Genomic DNA, 17,019 nt, shown 5'->3' with positions numbered 1-17,019 from the left:
TCCGGAGGACGACAATGCCGACCGGACCTAAAGGCCAGAAACGCCCCGCCGACGTGATCGGCAACGCCGTCCGCGTCATGTGCATTGCGGGGGAAGAAACCGACGGCACGCCGGACGACGGCAAGAGCGCCGCCGCCAAAGAGCTTGGCGCAAAGGGCGGAAAGAAGCGCGCCGCCAGCATGTCACCGGAGCGGCGCACCGAGATCGCCAGGAAGGCGGCGGAAAGCCGGTGGAACAAACGATAGAGAGTTTTAAGCGTCCCTGAGTGGCAAATTTGGCCAAACGTTCCCCGCCCTTACTGTAGCTACCGCCGCGCGACATGTTCAGCGCACTGATAAGCCCGGTCTGCTGGAGAACTCGGCGAGCATCTTCCAGAACGTAGCAGGGATTTCAAGGTCTCTTCCGAGCCATGCGTCGCCCGCTGGATATCGGCAGACCATCGGGCGGCGGCGCCCGGGCGCGTCATGGTCGGGGGGCGCAGTTTCGTAAGCCTTTGTCGCGGCGACGGACATGCGGTTCGACTTGACCATACCTTGCGGCGCTGGGCTCGTTTCCTTTGCAATAACCAGTAAACGGCTTCTGCCAAGTTATCTTCTACATGGATGCCGTTAGTTGTCCCAGAGGCCTCGGGATAGCGACCCGGTCACGCGAGAGCGTTCATACACAATTAGTAGGTATCAACTAACTTGTAAGCGATTTTTGCTCTGTCTCGGCCAATTTTATTTGCCTAGCAGGCCGAACCGGAGGAACTCTGTTTGGCCACGAAATCATTCAGGCGCACTGCCGAGCCGGCGGGCCAAGCCGGCCTGGCTGAGCTGTCGAAACTGGCGGTCGTCTCGTACGAGGATCTGAAGAACGAGCTTCGGGCCGCCAACGCAGCGCTTGAAGCGCAGTCGCGGCGCTTCGAGACGGCGATCGACAACATCTCCCAAGGCATCTGTTTTTTCGATGCCGATGAACGGCTGATCCTGTGCAACCGCCGCTACGCGGAAATCTATCGCATCGCGCCCGAGAAACTGCATGCGGGGGTGACGCTCGGCGATATCGTCGAGTTGAGGCTCGCCGCCGAAACATCGTCAATGACAGGCGAGGCCTATCTCGCGTTCGCCCGTTCGATCAATGCGGGCAAAAAGTCGAAAACCTGGACTGCCGAACTCAAAGACGGTCGCACGATCCGGGTCTGCCATCACCCGATGCCTGACGGCGGATGGGTGGCGACGCATGAGAATATCACGGAACTCGCCGCCAGCCGCCTGATCGCCGATGAGCGCGTTTCGCTGCAGACGTTGATCGACTGGGTTCCTGATTATCTATGGGTCAAGGACACCGAAAGCCGCTTCGTGGTGGTCAACCGGGCGCTTGCCGCGGATAGTGGCCGGCAGACGCGCGAAATGATGGGCCTGACCGATTTCGATCTGCATGCCCCGGAGCTCGCCAGGCAGTTTCACGCCTGCGAGCAGGACCTTTTGCGCCGCGGCCAGCCGATGGTCAATGAGGAAGAATTCGTTGTCGATGCCTTGGGCAACGGCAAGTGGCTGTCTTCGACCAAGGTGCCGTTGCGCAACGCCCAGAACGAGATCTTTGGACTGGTCGGCATCGCCCGCGACGTCACCCAGCGCAGGCGGGCGGACGATTTGCGTAACGGCCAGGCGCATATCCTGGAAATGATCGCTGCTAGCGCTCCGCTCGAGGATGTGCTCGACCGCCTTATGCACCTCGTCGAGTCGCAGTTGGATGGCATATTCGGCTCCGTGCTCTTGCTAGCCAAGGACGGCAGACATCTGCGGCACGGCGCGGCGCCAAGCCTGGCGAAAGACTATACAAGCGCCATCGAGGGCATCGAGATCGGTCCCAACGTCGGATCCTGCGGAACAGCCGCCTATCGCCGCGAGCCCGTCATCGTGGCCGATGTGATGAGTGATCCGCTCTAGGAGGATTATCGCGGCATCGCGGAGCCCTATGGCTACCGCTCGTGCTGGTCGACGCCGATCCTGTCGCATACCGGCGCGGTGCTGGGCGTCTTTGCGATGTATTCGACGACGGTGCGCGAGCCGATCGAGGCCGAGACCGGCCTCATTGATTTTACCACCCGCATCGCCGGCATCGCCATCGAGCGTAAGCTGGCCGAGGACCGCATCCATTTCATGGCCAACCATGACACGCTGACCGGGCTTCCCAATCGCGCCTTGCTTGGCGATCGGCTTTCGCAAGCGATCCTCTATGCGCAGCGCTATCACCGCTGGGTCAGTGTGGTGTTCATCGATCTCGATAATTTCAAGCTCGTCAATGACACGCTGGGCCACAATGCCGGAGACGCGCTGCTAAAAACCGTCGCCGGCCGGATGGTCGAATGCGTGCGGGCGACCGACACGGTCGTGCGGCTCGGCGGCGATGAATTCGTTGTCGTGCTTTTCGACCAAGACCCGAACACTGACCTCGTCGCCGCGGCCGTGCATAAGCTCCGTACGGCGATCGCGGAGCCGATTCAGCTGGGCGAACATCAGCTCAGGACGAGAGCCAGCATGGGCGTGGCGAACTACCCCACGGACGGGGAGAATGCCGATGCGCTGCTGGCCAACGCCGATATGGCCATGTACCGGGCCAAGGAGCTCGGCCGCGACAATTTCCAGTTCTATGCGCCCGAATTCAACGCCACCAGCCACGAAAAATTCCTGCTGCAGGAGGAATTGCGCAACGCGCTGTTGCGTTCCGAATTCACGCTTTTCTATCAGCCGCAGGTCGATCTGCGCTCCGGTCGGGTCTTCGCTGTCGAGGCGCTGATCCGCTGGAAACATCCGACGCTGGGCCTGATCTCGCCGATAAAGTTCATCCCGATCGCGGAGGAGACGGGCCTGATCGTGCCGATCGGCGACTGGGTGTTGCATGAGGCCTGCCGACAGAACAGGGCTTGGCAGGACGCGGGCATGCACCCAATGGTGATGTGCGTGAATGTGTCGGCGCGACAATTCAAGGAAAACAATCTGATCGATCGGGTCGTCGCAGCGCTGGAGGACAGCGCGCTGGAGCCGAGATTTCTCGAGCTTGAACTGACCGAGAGCCTGATCATGCAGGATGCCGAGCGGGCAGTCGCTACGATGAACGCTCTGCAAAGCCTGGGTGTCCAGATATCGATCGACGACTTCGGAACGGGATATTCGAGCCTCAGCGCGCTCAAGACCTTCCCTGTGGCGAGGCTGAAGATCGACAAGTCCTTCATCAAGGATCTCGCCACCGATCCGAACGACCAGGCAGTTGCCAGCGCCGTGATCTCGCTCGGCCAGAAGCTGCACCTCAGGGTCATTGCCGAAGGCGTCGAAACGGATGATCAGATAGCGTTCCTGCGCAAGAACAATTGCGATGAAATGCAGGGCTATCATTTCAGCAAGCCGGTCTCCGCAGTCGAGATTGTCCACCTGCTCAACGAAAACCACGCAAGTCGCGACCTTTGATCGATTGGATTGCGCTGCTGGGCGCTGAAGGTACGTTCTCCGCTCCTGGTCTCAATTCGATATCCAGGTCTCATTTGTCAGGGATTGCAGGCGCCGTGCTCTGAGTCGAAGCCCAGTTACGCCCGCGTGACGCTCACCAAGAACAAGCTGTTCGAACGCTCGTTTCGCTCCTGCGGAATGCGATGACCACCTGCTTGAAAGAAAACTCGCCGGGCCAAAACCCAAACCCAAAGCCCCAAGGCCCGGCGAGATTTAAACCTGATCCCCCGATCAGGACCGGTGGAGGAAGACCGGCATTCTCTTCAATGCAAAACCGATGCCGACTTTTTGTCTCGAAACGAGACACATCTGAGGCAAGTGTTGCCGCAGAACTACAGCGCAGCATCCGGGTTTAGTTCTACAAACGCGGTTGCGTAGGGGGTTCCTGGACTCGGCGGACCGTCTGGGGACTAGGGGCGCAGGTATGAGGGAGATGGCCCGCTGGCTTCGGTCGGCGGGTTTTTCTTTAGCTATCAATGTCTGTCGGCTCGTGCCCCGGCTGCTCGTGCCAGATGACTTACCGCAGATCGCGCTTATCGCTGCTGGCCGCAGGGCGCGCCGCCGCCGCCGAAGGGCCTGGCAAGGAAAAGGCCGAATGGCTGAAGCCTGGCCCTCGTCGGTCGGGTGAAGTTCCTGAAGGGCGAGGAGATGCTTCGCCACGCCTCGCTGTGGGATTTCCGGGAAGAGGACTGAAACGAGACGGAGCAGCCCGGTAACCAACCGTCAAACGGGGTGTGTTGGCGGTGGACGCATACCGGGCTGCACCGGCGTTGTGAGCCACCGGGTAGCATTAGTATTCTCTAATGCACGTCAGAGCACATCCCCAGTTTGAATGAGGTCACCGCATCACGATTTGAGAGAGCAAACAGGATTTTTGGCAAAGTAAGTGACCGGCGCCTGCTGCCTGAGGTTGCCTCCGACGCCGGCCCGACGAACCGAAGTCCGCCGCATATTCAAAATAGCTAATGCATATGGTTTCCGACATGGTGCGATCACGTAAGCCGTTGGCACTACGGTAGTGGAGCACTCGCGCCGCTGGTTAACAAATGTTGATGCCCGGACCCCGGCTGCTGTGCAAGATGCCTGTGCTTGGCCCGCCAAGCCGAGCATGGAGAGACCACCTCTTTTGCCCGCTGCCTCACGGTGGCGGGCTTTTCTCAGGTCGCTTTGTCGACCAAGGGCGTCTTTCGCTTCGGCAGCACGTAGGCGTTCACCAGCCGCACAGTGCTGATGTCGACTGTAACCGGCACGCCGAGATTGACCGTCACGGTGCGCTCATCGACCCGGGTGACGCTGCCGGTTAGCTCGATCGGCTGGCCCATTTTCACCTTCGATGTCCGGTCTACAATCGAGTGTGAATGATTGTACGACGGGATCGAGACGCTGGTGCGATCCTCTGTCACTCGCCCGCGCACGGTCGCGGTGATGGCGACCTCGTCGCCAATGTTGATGCCCCTGGCCATGGGAAAGAGTCTGGCGCGGCCGGCGGCTTCGTCAAGCTGACGCTACATTCGATGCAGGCTTGGCGGACCGGCGGCCGGCAAGCGGCGCCCAACTATTTGGACGCTCGCGGGAGTTGGAGGTTGTCAACGGCGCGGTCCCGCTGCCTTTCGAGCAAGATGCGGGACCGTTCAATAGCTAGGTGCGTCTGTTGAATCCGGTCATTTATGCGGTCCAACTCCGCCCAGCTCGCGCTGATTTGCTTTCGAATAGTTGTGATGACCAGTTGCGAAGTGAAATCTTTCCCCATAACCCGACCGTTGCCCCGTTTCCTCTGAAGCCTTTCCATTAAAACAACCGACCCGCCCGCACCATCGCCCGAACAATCGCAAGCTCCGCCTCGACCTTGGCGTTTTCCTTCTGCGTCATGTTGTCGGCCGCGATCAGCCGGCGCAGCGAACGAATGATCTCGCCGCGCGTCCAACCAGCCTCGAGCATGCAATCGACGATCGCCTGAAAGCCAGGCTCCATCGCCTCCTGGCAATCGAGCTCGCGGTCCGCGTAGGCTTCAGAATGCTTCGGCGGGCTGATCATAGAAACTGCTCTCCCTCGCCGCGGTGCTCCAGACAGAACCAGTGGGCGGGTCGTCGCGGCATGGCAAAACCAAACGCCGCATCCTTGCAGCATCCGGCATGCTCACAAACGTGGTTTTCGACCACACGCTGGGGCGCCGGTGGCGCGCCTTTCACAAGCTCGTCGCTCATAGCAGCTTGATCGGCTCGATCAGCCCGGCGTAGTCGTTGGGCTGCTTGTCTTTCACGCTGGCGTTGACCTCTCGGCCGACGCGATAGAACTGCAGCTGATCATCGATGTCATGGCTGAGAATATCCCTGAGGTCGCCGACAGGCGTCTTGGGGTCGAGCCAAGCGTCATAATAGGTCGGATCGAGGATGAGCGGCTGCCGATCGTGGATGTGGTTCACGGGCGCTGCAGAGGGTTCGGTGATGATGGTGCAGCTGGTGACATCAAGGTTCGAATTGTAGGCCCATAGACCAGCGAACGAGAACGGCGCATGGCCGGGCTGGAAGATGTGCCAAGGGTCTCGACCTTTGTCAGCCGGTGAGATCGTCCACTCGTAATAGCCGTCGGCGGGGATCAGGCAACGTTTCGATTTGAAGGCGTCCCGAAAGGCCGGCATGGTGTCCACCGTCTCGATGCGCGCATTGAAGGTGGCAGCCTTGGGCATTTCCTTCGCCCAGAATGGAACGAGCCACCATCGACCGTTGCGGAGCTTGTGATTGCCGTCGTCACCGGCCGTGATGAAAGGCACTTCTTCGGTCGGGGCGATGTTGTAGCGCGGCGCATCGTTTCGGCCGATCTCGGCCGGCGCGGTCAACCGATAGAGCCGGTGAATCTCAGACCAGGACAGATATCTGGTGTAGCGACCGCACATGCTCGACCTCAGTTGAGTGGCGCCGATCCTCGCTCCAGCGCATCGATCGCATCAAACACGGCCCGACGCTTGGGCTCAATAGGTTCGTCTGGCGTGAAACCGGCGTGCGCCAGAGGTGTGTATGCACAAGTCACCGCGCTGACGAGTTCTCGCGCCTTGATGCTGTCAGCCATTTCGGCCGTGGCGGCAAGCGCCAGCAGGAAGATGCGATCCTCATGGTATTCATTTCGGCCGTCTTCCTCCTCAATAATGGCGCGCATTCGCGCCAGCGCCGTGGCGCGATCTGCTAGCTCCGTCTCAGGATCGTGCAGCAATTGCAGGCCACCGACGTGATATCTCTTCTCGTCCGACCAGCCCGCGCAACAGGCTTCCTTTGCTGCGTTGCTTGCTGCCCACCAGGCTTCGGCAGCCACGTACACGGCTTCGGTCGGCTCTTGGTCCGGCGGGAAGCCCATATCGTCCCAGCCCTCAACTGCAAAAGCACCGTCGGCGGCTTCTTCGGCCGCGATTCCAGCCCGATCGAGCACCGCCCTTGCCGCCTCAAGCCCGCGCTGCTTTTCCTCAGGGGTGGCGCCCCTGGCATCCATAAACATGTCCATGACCGGCCTCCTGTGGCTGTCCTGCAAATAGTGAACAAAATGAGAACCTGGAGTCAAGGCCCTCTTGACCAGACAGGAATAATCCTCATTTTGAGGAATGCCTGATCAACCGGAAAAGTGGGCGCGAGGTGCCGCTAGACCCTGACGCATGCCCATGACACCGGGCAGGTGGCGGGCATCCGGTGCGGGCGCCAAAAGTTCGGCGGTCGCGAATGGATGGATGCCGAGCTATTCCACCCATCGGTAACAGGCGCACACCATCCGTTTCCGGCGCCTGGTTCAGATCCGATGGGAGAAGCGGGTCATTTGGCGATATGAGTGAAGGCAGACGCGTGTCTGTCGAAGACGATTACACCGAAGCAGCGCCTCCACCCCCGGCCGCGTGATCAAATAGATTATCGGCGTCCTTGTGTGATATACACGCTGCGCTCTCGGGGCGGATACGAGATCGATGGATCAGGAAAGACTCCTAGCCGCGGTCCTTTTAGCTGATGTCGTGGGCAGCACGCCCCTCTATGAGCACATCGGCGACGATGCCGCTCTGCAGCAGGTCTCGGATTGCCTGGACGCGATGCGCGAGATCGTCGCCCGGCACGGCGGTGATTTCATTCACTCGAAAGGCGATGACGTACTCAGTCTGTTCGAGAACCCGGAGGCGGCGCTGAGGGCCGTCTGCCAAATCAGCCGCCAACTGACGGAAGGGCCGTTGAGCGCCCGTATAGGATTGCATTTCGGGGGGGTCATTCGCGCACGGGGCGAGGTCTTCGGCGACGTTGTCAATGTCACCGCAAGGTTATCCACTACGGCCAACCCTGGGGAGGTGCTGATCAGCCAAAGCTTCTACGAAGCCCTTTCCGCCGGCAGCCGCAGCGGCTTGCGGCTCCTCGACAAAATGGACTTCAAGGGGAAGCACCAAGTCTTCGATGTCTATACGCTGTGGAGCGACAATGGGGCCCTCAGTACTCAGATCACAAGCCGGGGCACCATTACTGGTAAGCGCTCCGGCCCGCCGCGGCAGATCAATCTGTTCATCCGCTACGGAGATCAGTTGCGATCCTGTCGAAACAACGAAATGGTGACCATTGGCCGATCTCCTGAATGCAATATTGTCGTCGCGCGGCCTTGGGTTTCAAGGCACCACGCGACCTTCACCATTTCGAATGGCAGGGCCCGGCTTGTCGAGCGAAGCTCGTCGGGCACATATCTGTCGATGGGACCTGGTCATGAAGTATTCATACGCCGCGAAGATATTCTCCTCTTCGGCTCCGGCGTGATCTCGCCTGGATTAAGGTTGTCCCTCAGCGACGCGCAGGTTCTTCACTACGAAATTGTCTCAGACTGACCGGAAGACCGACGCGCAACCGGCTTCAGGCGGCCGCGACGATCTGCTCGGCAATTCTGCATGCGCGCAGCGTTGGTTCGCTGACGCCGTGATGTTCGCCTTGAACCTTTTCTCTGGCGTCTCGTCCGGCGGTTCGCACCGATCAAGCCCGGCGGCCCGGCTGCCTGACCGCCTTCTTCGCCGGCTTCGCCGTCGCTGTCTTCAGGCCAAGCCCGCTGGACTTCGTGAGAGCCGATCGCTGGGCAGCATAGTTCGGGGTGGTCAGGGGACCTCCGCATCGAATTCAACTACAAATCCCGCATCAATCGCGCTCCGCGCAATGTAATCGCCAAGTTCCCAATCGGTCAGCTCGCAAAGCGGAAACAACGCCCTCACGGTGCGAATGACCTCTGATATCGAAACGCTTGGATTGTCTACCTTGTTGATCAGGTAGCGGACTATCACTAGCCGATAGTCCGATAAAGCAGGCGTCTGTGCGAGCGAACGCATCGCGACTTCCTATGAATGAAGTCTCGTTGCCGTGCTGTGCGCCGGTGCAACGTCGAACGCGACGGGGACATGGTGAACGATGCATGCGGCCGCCAGCATCTCCTCCAACTCGTGGTCGGTGGCCTTGCACGCGGGCATGAGTGTTCGGATTGCGCGGATCGCCTGTGCGATGGAAAGGAAGCGCGCCTTGCCTCTGGAAAGGACATAGGCCTCGGCCGCTCCTTCAACCGTGACGGTATGAAAGGCGTTGGTCATCAAGAGCTCCTCCCTGAACCCAAACCAACGCGATTTACGGCCAATATTCTGCGACCTACAAGCGTCTGTCCGATTCCGGACAATCAGCTTGAGGCACTGCCGAAGTGACGTTGTTCCTCCTCGCCATAAGCGCCACGTGTCAGTTTTATCATTCCGGGCCGGTCAACAATTGTAATCTCACCGCGCTTGGCATGGATCAGCCCACGGTATTCAAGCATTTGGAGGGCGGAGGTAACGCCGGGACGCCGAGTGCCAAGCATTGTCGCCAGAAATTCATGCGTCAGGTAGATTTTTCCTTCCGTGCGGTCGTGGACCATCAGCAACCACCGGGCCAGCCGTTCCTCGATTTTCGAGTGACCGTTGACCAATGCCGTTCTGGATGACTGCACTAGGAATGCGTGAGCGTAGCGAAGCAGCGACCCGCGAAGCGTCTGGCTTTCGGCGATTGCAGTCCGAAGGTCTTCAGCCGACAGGCACCAGCCATTACCTGCGACTTGGATATAGGTTTCGTTGGGAGACCTGTCTTGGCCGAGAATGACCGCGGCTCCTGTCATACCGTCGTAGCCAATAATGCCGACTTCGCTCTGCCGTCCTCCGGTCATGGTGGCGACCACTGACGCGATACCCGTCTCGGGGAAATACACGTGCTGTATCGGTCGATAGGGTTCCTCCAGCCGGGCTTTGATGGCCAGTTCGACACGATGCATCGATGGCTGTAAAAGCGAAAAGTCCCTTGGGGCAAGGGTTTTCAAAACATAATTGCGAAAAATGGATCGAGGCATGGCTCTCCTCCCTGACGGGCAAGAGCGCGTATCTCTCACTGTCGGCGGCATCCGAAAACACTGGCGGCCGATTGAAACAGCATAGGCCTTCGACGTGCGGTTGGCAAATGTATGACGGCCGACGACGGAGCTCCAAGCCATGCCGAGTGGTGTCAGAAAGCATGTACGAGGCGTGGACGACCTGCGGCATGCATCATTGCAGGATTTTCGTGAGGAGAATTTATTAGCTGAACGCGGCACAGGGCGCATCGCTATGACAAGGTGGGTCGATGGATTAAAAAAACTATCGATCCAGGCCTTGGGTTTCCTTACACGAATATCGAGACTTGCTGGTGGCGAGCTACGCGCCGATCGGCCCGGATGATATTCCCGAAATGCGAACGCTCGCCCAAACCCACGATCCGGTAGAAATGGCGGCGGTAAAGGACATCGCATCGCTCGATGAGGTTATCACGGCGATGACCTGCGCTCGCGAGCCTTTTCCTAATTCTCCGCGTGGCTGAAGACCACAGCGCCGTTGTCCTTGCGAACCTCAACGCATACGACGCCGTCGTCGCCTCTTCGGGTCTGGAACATGGCGATTGCATGATCTTTGGCCGTCTTCTCGGCGTCAAAGGTCACCTTGTCGATGATGCCTCGCCTGCCATACCAGATCACAATGAAGGCCATTGTTGCTCTCACGCTTTCCGCCAGCATAGCACATTCTCGGGCCAACCCGCTGGGCTATGGATAGTGGCCGACGCCCTTCCTTCCGTTTGGGGGAAATTGCCTGAAGGCGCCGGCCTGTCGCTCCGTTAGGTCCGCCGCATATGCAAAATGGCTAAGAGAGCTCGCCTGGAGATGGTGCGATCGCGGAATTGGCGCTCTTTTTCAGATGCGTCAATATACTTAACATGGTGGCAGCATCCCGCGTCTTCTCAATCACTAGGCGGAAGGCGCGGGTTTGTTTTACCGGCCCCATCCGGCTCCATCCCGGCTATATGTCATAACGGGTGACAGCTTCGGAGACTGCAGCTCCTGGGCCATTTTTGCTGCCTGGAAATTGTCATGAGAACGTAGGTCGTTTCACCCAGACATGCCGTCGTAAGGCGGTGCTTGACGTCGCTGACCTCGTCAAACGCTTCGGCTCGGAGCAGCCTTGTTTGCACTGGGACCTGTTGAATAATTCTGCCACGAGTGCCGCGGCGCCGGCCGTGACGACCGGAACCTGCAATTCACGAACCATGCGAAGACGCTCGACAAGCGGAGGTAGAGGATTCGCTAATGCGCCTAAAAACGCCTACAAAACGAAACCGGCTCAAACGTCACAATGGAGGAAAAGATGGCTTACGGAATAGTCCACCACTTTCCGGGTGGGACAAAGTCGCAATATGAGGCTTCGCTGGCTGCTGTGCATCCAGCAGGCGGGGCCCTACCAAAGGGCCAGACGTTCCACGCCGCCGGGCCTTCAGCAGGTGGCTGGACGATCGTAGCCATCCACGACTCCAAAGACAGTTGGGAGAGGTTTCGCGATGGGGTCCTCATGCCCACAATGAGCAAGGGCATCAAGGGCGGCTTCACCTCACCACCCCAAGAGACAACATTCGAAGTTCAGAACATTCAAAAGACTTAGTGGGTTCAACTAGGAACGCGCGCCGGAGCGTGGGCTACGGGCCACAGGAGGGCGCCAGGACGCGACTCGCGTTTCGCCCGTGTAGTCTCGAGCGGCCAGCAAGAGACGCGGGGTTGGCGATCTATTCGGTCCTCAAGACGTCGCTAAAATATGCGGGGCCGGTGGAGGGGGGGACAAATGCCGATCCGCGATGATTTGCAGAAACTTTGGAACGTTTACGGCGCTGCATATCGCGCCGGGAATGGACGAGGTCGTTTACACTATCCGCGCTGACATCCGTCACGGGCAGCTGTCGCGGGACCCGAAAGACTGGGAGTGCTGAGCGCCCCCGATGCGAACGCGAAGCAGAACGAGGGGCGCAGCGTCGTCGTGTTTCGAACGTGTCATGTTCCTGAGAGCTCCACCATGGGCGCACGGGTGAGGCCTTCCGGCTCTTCTTTGGTAACGCCCGTGGCCTTCGTGACAAATCGGTCGCTGCGATACCGTTAGGGGCTTTTATCGTCCAGGCGCCTCTCCGACCGTGTCACAATCGACAACCGGTCCTAAGTGGAGCTGATAAGCCGCAGAGTGCACGCTGGCGGACATACCGGCAATTTCATTCACGAGCTTCCTTCGAATCGCGTTTGCAAAGTCGGCTGTGCTCGCGACGGTGACAGTGAACGTCCCGGAACCGCCAATAACACAGCTCTCATAATAGAACTCAACAAAGCCCGGCCCAAAGCTGTCGAGCGTGTCGTGTGCGTGCAGCGAGATCACCAGTCCATTGATGGTCACGCCGTCGGCTATGAGTGTGTCGTGCACCGGTTGCAGAGGTAGACCGGCATTGTTGGGTCCGTCTCCCGAGACATCGATGACTTGGCGATCGCCTGCGGGGCCATCCTCCAGCAGCTTGCCCGCCACCAGGAGCGCTCCAGAGATTGAGGTGCCTCGCCCCCTGACGATTGGTTGGGCCCGCAGCGCCTCTGAGAAGGCGACCGCATCTTCAGGCTGCTCCAGAATAGCCCATGGCATCCGCACGATCTGATGGTCCGGGCCAGCCCACTCGACATTCGTTATGCCGATTCTGCCGCGCCGGCCGGATTTGATGGACTGCCAAACTTTGGCATCCTGGAGTGCTTCGACATATCCTTGCCGCTGCAGCCGTTGTTCCGCCTCGCTCATCGAAGATGATACATCGACGCTAAGAACCAGTTCGAGATCCACCGAGGAAACCGGCTCCGCTGTGGCTGACATCGACGTTGTTAAGCTTACCGCGACAGCGAACAGTCGGCCTCGTGCCTGTCCTTTTTGCGCGGCGCAGCGTGGAACGGAAGACATCATCTCAGCGCGTCCATCCGATGGTCGATCGGGAAGATGCCGCCGGCGACCTTGTCTGCCATCACCCGTATGGGTGAATATCAGGACTGCGATTCTGCTAGTAAATATGGGCCGGAATCCAGCGTCAACGCGCTGAGATTCCTGCTACCCAACCGCGGAGATGGTAGGCCCTGAAACTCTGTTGCGACGCCCTGGCACCGGCACGCCAAGAGCGGCCCCGGAGATGTGTCTCTTTTACGAAAGAATCAAAGCCACCTACTTCCCTGCCTGGTGGCCAAGCGTGCTTGCCGTCGCCCGTAGTCGCGACGATTGACTTTGCTGTACTGATTTTCACGCATCTGTGATATCCTCGCGCCTGATTGGTAGCTCAGCCAATGAAGGTGGTTCGAATGGCTGCCGACGCAGTCGCACTTGCCATAGAGGCTTGCTACGACGCCGCTTTCGAATTTGAGCGGTGGCCCGGAGCACTGCAAAGACTTGCGGAGTCACTGGGGGCGAGGAGCTGCGCTCTCCGCACCTGCGAACAAGCGCACCCTTTTGCGGCCGATCAGCGTAATAAAGTCGGCCGCGTGCCGGACTCGACGGAACATGCTGAATTTTCGGCTCTTTGGCACGCGCGGATCGGAGACGCTCCCAGTCCCCATCTTGAGAGACCGCAGCTGCTCGCGAAACCGCCGGTCAGTTTCACTGTAGAGGACGAAATCACAACTCCGGAGGAACGAAGGGGGCTGCCTTATTATCAAGAGATCGCCCGTCCCGGACACCGAGAATGGTGGGCCTTGGTCGGCTTGGTGGTCAAGAACCACAGATGGGGCGTGTCGCTGTACCGCGATGATCAGAGAGGACCGTTCTACCCGAGCGAAGCTGATCATTTCTTGAGAGTGGCGCCGGAATTGAGCCGGATCATAAGCGCAGCAGAGAAGCTCGGCGACCTATCGATCGGTCCGAGCCTAGTCACTCTTGATCGCTCAATTTTGGCGCGGTGTTGCTAGACTGTCGTGGATGCGTGAGGCGATTCAACGAACGCGCAGCAGCCCTGTTCGGCTCCGACCTCATTGTCCGACATGGCCGCATCCGCGCGATTGATCAGCCGAGTGACGCCCGTCTTCAAGGCTTCATCAGAGCCGCCGTTTCGGGTGTGTCGGTTCGATCCGAACCTGTTGTCATTACGCGCAAAGGGTATCCCTGCCTCATAGCGGATGTCATGCCGATGACTGCGTTAGGGCACGATCTGTTCCCTGGCGGCGATGTCCTACTGTATTTCACAGATCTTCTGAATGAGCCGCTTCTAAATGAGCAATTGCTGAGCTTGACTTTCAAGCTGACAAGAGCGGAAGCTCGTCTGGCCTCGAAATTGGCATCCGGAGAAGGCATTCGCACCGCGAGCGCAGAATTGGGCATTAGTCGCGAGACTGCCCGAACCCAGCTGCGGGCTGTCTTTGCGAAAACGGGAACGCGCCGCCAAGCCGAACTGGCGGCACTGTTGTCCCGCTTGCGTAAACCTTCCCTGCATTAGACGGCCGCCCCATTGCCGTCCAATCGGTCACCCTATTGCGCCAGTTGTTGGTTTCTCTCCACCGCGCCGGTGGAAGACCGAATTCCCGTTTGACAAAGCAAGTGCATGAGATCTGGTGACCTTGCCCCTCTGATCTAATCCGGTTTGAAGTTCGTTCTGGCCTATCGAGAGGACCAGGACATGAAGCGCAGCCGTTTCTCTGAAGAGCAGATCATCGGAATCTTGAAGGAGCATGAGGCCGGGGTTTCGGTCGCCGATCTGTGTCGGAAGCACGGCGTCAGCGATGCTTCGATCTACAACTGGAAGGCCCGCTTCGGCGGGATGGATGTCTCCGAGGCTCGGCGACTGAAGGCGCTGGAGGACGAGAACACGCGGCTGAAGCGGCTTCTGGCCGATGCTATGCTCGACAATGCGGCGTTGAAGGATCTCGTGGGACGCCCGCGGCCAAGCGGAAAGCTGTCGCTCGTCTGAAGGAAGGCTTCGGGATGAGCGAACGGCGGGCGTGTAAAGCCATCGGCTGTTGCCGTATGACGGTTCGCTACGAGACCAGCAGGCCGGACGACCGCGAGGTTCGCGAGCGGATGAAGGCGATCGCGCAGGAGCGTCGCCGGTTCGGCCACCGGCGTCTTCTCGTTATGCTGAGGCGGGAGGGCCTGGTCGTGAACCACAAGAAGCTGTTCCGGCTCTATCGGGAGGAGAAGCTCGCCGTTCGCCGACGTGGCGGCCGCAAGCGGGCGATCGGGACCAGGGCGCCGATGCTGGTGCCGCTGAGGCCAGACGAGCGCTGGTCGCTCGACTTCGTATCGGACCAACTCACCGACGGGCGCCGCTTCCGAATCCTGGCCATCGTCGACGACTGCACGAGAGAGTGCCTGGCACTCATCGTTGATACGTCTCTCTCGGGCATGCGGGTTGCCCGCGAACTGGACCGGCTCATCACCGAGCGCGGCCGGCCGAGGATGATCGTCAGCGACAATGGCAGCGAGTTCACCTCCAACGACATCCTCGCCTGGGCGGAGCAGAACCGCGTCGAATGGCATTACATTGCGCCCGGCAAGCCGATGCAGAATGGCTTCATCGAGAGCTTCAACGGCCGGCTGCGCGATGAACTGCTCAACGAGACGCTGTTTACCTCGCTGGCTCAGGCGCGCGTAGCCATCGCCCTGTGGCGCGCCGACTACAACACCGCGCGGCCGCACTCCCAAATCGCGTGGCAGACACCGGCCGAGTTCGCCACCACCTTCGATCCGCGACGGTCGCTCGCGCTGCGCTATGCCAAAAGCTCCGCGCCAGCGACCGTCGCTTCACCCGCCCAGCAGGGCACAACCCACGCCGGAAACGAACTCAAAACTGGATAGAACCTGGGGGCAACGTCAGTATTTCCCAATTTGACCCGGCAGCCAAAGGACGGCCGGCGTGGAACGCTGGTCGGCAGGTAGGGGCTAAGCGCCCTCTCGATCCGCGGCAGATATTGGCAATCCGCTTCTTCCTCGATCGCGATGGACGAATGCGGGATCGCGCCCTGCCAGACCTTGCCATTAACCTGACGCGAGCCCAGCGATCGGCGAAGGGCCGTATCGCTGCAATTCGGGTCCAAGATGCCAACGATGTCATGGTGTCGAAATCGGCTGGAGGATCGTTGAGGGCGAGGCGGGCGCATTCGCCAGCGTGCCCGGCTGGCGCGTTTGGGCTTTTTGAGTTAGTGCGAGTTGCGAATGGTGAACTTATGGGCCCATATGACAATCGCCGTTCCAAGGTAAAAAGGACCATGATTGAGCCGCGCACACTCGAGCCGCCAGAGTCATATGCAATGAGTTCTAAGCGAATAATTTTTCCGCAACCGCGGTGCGGGCCAGCCCGAATGCCTTGTTTTGGGCAGGTCTAGCCTATGCGGGAAACGCGCATTCGTCCCCGCTCAGGCTGGCAGTGGATCGATCTGAGAGAGCTGTGGCAAGCGCGCGACCTCGTTGGGCTTTTGGTGCGCCGAGACCTGGTAACCAAATACGCACAGACTTTGCTTGGGCCGCTTTGGTTCGCAGTCCAGCCGCTCGGATTGGCGATCGTTCTTTCTGTTGCCATCAACGGCGGGGCTGGTATCGGAACGGAGGGCGTTCCTCCGTTTCTATTCAATCTTTGCAGCTTGGCGCCTTGGCTTTATTTCTCTCAAACATTCGGCGCCGTCGGCGCCACATTTGTGAACAACGCAGATTTGTTTCAGAAGGTATACTTTCCGCGAAGTGCCGTACCCTTGGCGATCGGATTATCGAATCTCGTGTCCCTTGCTATTCAAACGGGCCTTTTCCTGGCGGTGTTGATCTTTTACCATTTCGACGGGATATGGATGTCACTGTCTTGGCGTCTTCTCCTAATCCCAGTCCTTTTCACTGAACTCGTAGTGTTCACGTTGGGCGCGGGCCTATGCGTGGCAGCGCTCGCTGCGCAATATCGCGACTTGGTCCACGCCACCCAATACGTGCTCCTGATCGCCATGTTCGCCTCGCTGGTTTTCGTCCCGATGTCCAACTTGCCGCCTCATCTGCAACTGCTACCCTGGTTCAACCCTCTCGCCGTCATCATCGAAAGCATGAGGTCACTGGCGCTCAATACGGCGGGAGTTACACCGGTTCAGTCGATCGTGTCCGTTTTGACCAGCGCGTCCCTGTTTCTCCTGGGTCTTGTCGCATTTGAGAGGGCGTCGAGGACTGCGGTCGATCTGGCTTGAGATG

General features: G+C 59.4%; 15 protein-coding genes and 3 pseudogenes. 9 read left to right on the top strand and 9 right to left on the bottom strand.

The window, feature by feature from the left end; all coding sequences use genetic code 11:
• Window positions 1-14 precede the first annotated feature (14 nt).
• The 3 genes and pseudogenes from FJ974_RS28840 to FJ974_RS30480 all read left to right on the top strand — a co-directional run.
• A complete protein-coding gene (locus FJ974_RS28840; protein WP_140532337.1) occupies window positions 15-245 on the top strand; it encodes an RNA-binding protein in 231 nt (76 codons plus the stop codon).
• Window positions 246-755: 510 nt separating this feature from the next.
• Window positions 756-3,449, top strand: a pseudogene (locus FJ974_RS28835) (EAL domain-containing protein).
• 597 nt (window positions 3,450-4,046) lie between these two features.
• Window positions 4,047-4,181 (top strand): annotated as a pseudogene (locus FJ974_RS30480) (ATP-dependent DNA ligase); the annotation flags it as partial.
• Window positions 4,182-4,645: 464 nt separating this feature from the next.
• Here the strand turns inward: FJ974_RS30480 and FJ974_RS28830 are convergent.
• From FJ974_RS28830 to FJ974_RS28815, 4 genes are all read right to left on the bottom strand, one after another.
• Window positions 4,646-4,951: a hypothetical protein gene (locus FJ974_RS28830; protein WP_140532335.1), complete on the bottom strand. Its 306-nt coding sequence runs from the start codon at window positions 4,949-4,951 to the stop codon at window positions 4,646-4,648.
• 325 nt (window positions 4,952-5,276) lie between these two features.
• Window positions 5,277-5,522, bottom strand: coding sequence for a hypothetical protein (locus FJ974_RS28825; RefSeq protein WP_140532333.1), 246 nt, complete (start codon window positions 5,520-5,522; stop codon window positions 5,277-5,279).
• Between the two features lie 166 nt (window positions 5,523-5,688).
• Window positions 5,689-6,381, bottom strand: coding sequence for an SOS response-associated peptidase (locus tag FJ974_RS28820; RefSeq protein WP_140532332.1), 693 nt, complete (start codon window positions 6,379-6,381; stop codon window positions 5,689-5,691).
• Between the two features lie 8 nt (window positions 6,382-6,389).
• Window positions 6,390-6,980, bottom strand: a complete 591-nt coding sequence (locus FJ974_RS28815; RefSeq protein WP_140532330.1) for a hypothetical protein — start codon at window positions 6,978-6,980, stop codon at window positions 6,390-6,392.
• A 451-nt stretch (window positions 6,981-7,431) separates the two neighbouring features.
• Here FJ974_RS28815 and FJ974_RS28810 point away from each other — a divergent pair, with 451 nt between their 5' ends.
• Entirely contained in the window at window positions 7,432-8,322 is an 891-nt protein-coding gene (locus FJ974_RS28810; protein WP_140532328.1) for an adenylate/guanylate cyclase domain-containing protein, read from the top strand.
• A gap of 261 nt (window positions 8,323-8,583) precedes the next feature.
• On the opposite strand, the gene FJ974_RS28800 is transcribed toward FJ974_RS28810, so the two are convergent.
• The 3 genes from FJ974_RS28800 to FJ974_RS28790 all read right to left on the bottom strand — a co-directional run bounded on the left by FJ974_RS28800 (window position 8,584) and on the right by FJ974_RS28790 (window position 9,848).
• Window positions 8,584-8,811 carry a hypothetical protein gene (locus FJ974_RS28800; RefSeq protein ID WP_140532326.1) on the bottom strand — a complete coding sequence of 76 codons (228 nt, stop codon included), beginning with the start codon at window positions 8,809-8,811 and terminating at the stop codon, window positions 8,584-8,586.
• Window positions 8,812-8,820: 9 nt separating this feature from the next.
• Window positions 8,821-9,066 carry a hypothetical protein gene (locus tag FJ974_RS28795; protein ID WP_140532324.1) on the bottom strand — a complete coding sequence of 82 codons (246 nt, stop codon included), beginning with the start codon at window positions 9,064-9,066 and terminating at the stop codon, window positions 8,821-8,823.
• Between the two features lie 83 nt (window positions 9,067-9,149).
• A complete protein-coding gene (locus FJ974_RS28790; RefSeq protein ID WP_140532322.1) occupies window positions 9,150-9,848 on the bottom strand; it encodes a Crp/Fnr family transcriptional regulator in 699 nt (232 codons plus the stop codon).
• Window positions 9,849-10,180: 332 nt separating this feature from the next.
• On the opposite strand from FJ974_RS28790, the gene FJ974_RS28785 reads away from it, so the two are divergent.
• The gene (locus tag FJ974_RS28785; RefSeq protein WP_181177063.1) at window positions 10,181-10,351 is read left to right on the top strand and encodes a hypothetical protein; all 171 of its coding nucleotides are present in this window, start codon (window positions 10,181-10,183) and stop codon (window positions 10,349-10,351) included.
• On the opposite strand, the gene FJ974_RS28780 is transcribed toward FJ974_RS28785, so the two are convergent.
• Window positions 10,332-10,544 (bottom strand): hypothetical protein, encoded by a 213-nt coding sequence (locus FJ974_RS28780; protein WP_140532320.1) that lies wholly within the window; start codon window positions 10,542-10,544, stop codon window positions 10,332-10,334. The two genes, FJ974_RS28785 and FJ974_RS28780, sit on opposite strands and share 20 nt — an antisense overlap.
• A gap of 1,411 nt (window positions 10,545-11,955) precedes the next feature.
• Window positions 11,956-12,663 (bottom strand): DUF1194 domain-containing protein, encoded by a 708-nt coding sequence (locus tag FJ974_RS28770; RefSeq protein ID WP_181177062.1) that lies wholly within the window; start codon window positions 12,661-12,663, stop codon window positions 11,956-11,958.
• A gap of 1,120 nt (window positions 12,664-13,783) precedes the next feature.
• Here FJ974_RS28770 and FJ974_RS28765 point away from each other — a divergent pair.
• From FJ974_RS28765 to FJ974_RS28750, 4 genes and pseudogenes are all read left to right on the top strand, one after another.
• Complete coding sequence (locus FJ974_RS28765; RefSeq protein WP_140532314.1) at window positions 13,784-14,293, top strand: helix-turn-helix transcriptional regulator; 510 nt, start codon at window positions 13,784-13,786, stop codon at window positions 14,291-14,293.
• Between the two features lie 180 nt (window positions 14,294-14,473).
• Window positions 14,474-15,651 (top strand): IS3 family transposase gene (locus tag FJ974_RS28760; protein ID WP_413468376.1). Its coding sequence is split into 2 segments (ribosomal slippage): window positions 14,474-14,728 and window positions 14,731-15,651, totalling 1,176 coding nucleotides; the frame shifts between segments, so codons are not numbered across the junction.
• A 20-nt stretch (window positions 15,652-15,671) separates the two neighbouring features.
• Window positions 15,672-15,836 (top strand): annotated as a pseudogene (locus FJ974_RS28755) (integrase); the annotation flags it as partial.
• Window positions 15,837-16,181: 345 nt separating this feature from the next.
• Entirely contained in the window at window positions 16,182-17,015 is an 834-nt protein-coding gene (locus FJ974_RS28750; protein WP_140532312.1) for an ABC transporter permease, read from the top strand.
• Window positions 17,016-17,019: the final 4 nt, after the last annotated feature.

The organism is Mesorhizobium sp. B1-1-8, from assembly GCF_006442795.2.
Lineage (GTDB): Bacteria > Pseudomonadota > Alphaproteobacteria > Rhizobiales > Rhizobiaceae > Mesorhizobium.
This window is presented reverse-complemented; position numbering and strand designations above follow the sequence as displayed.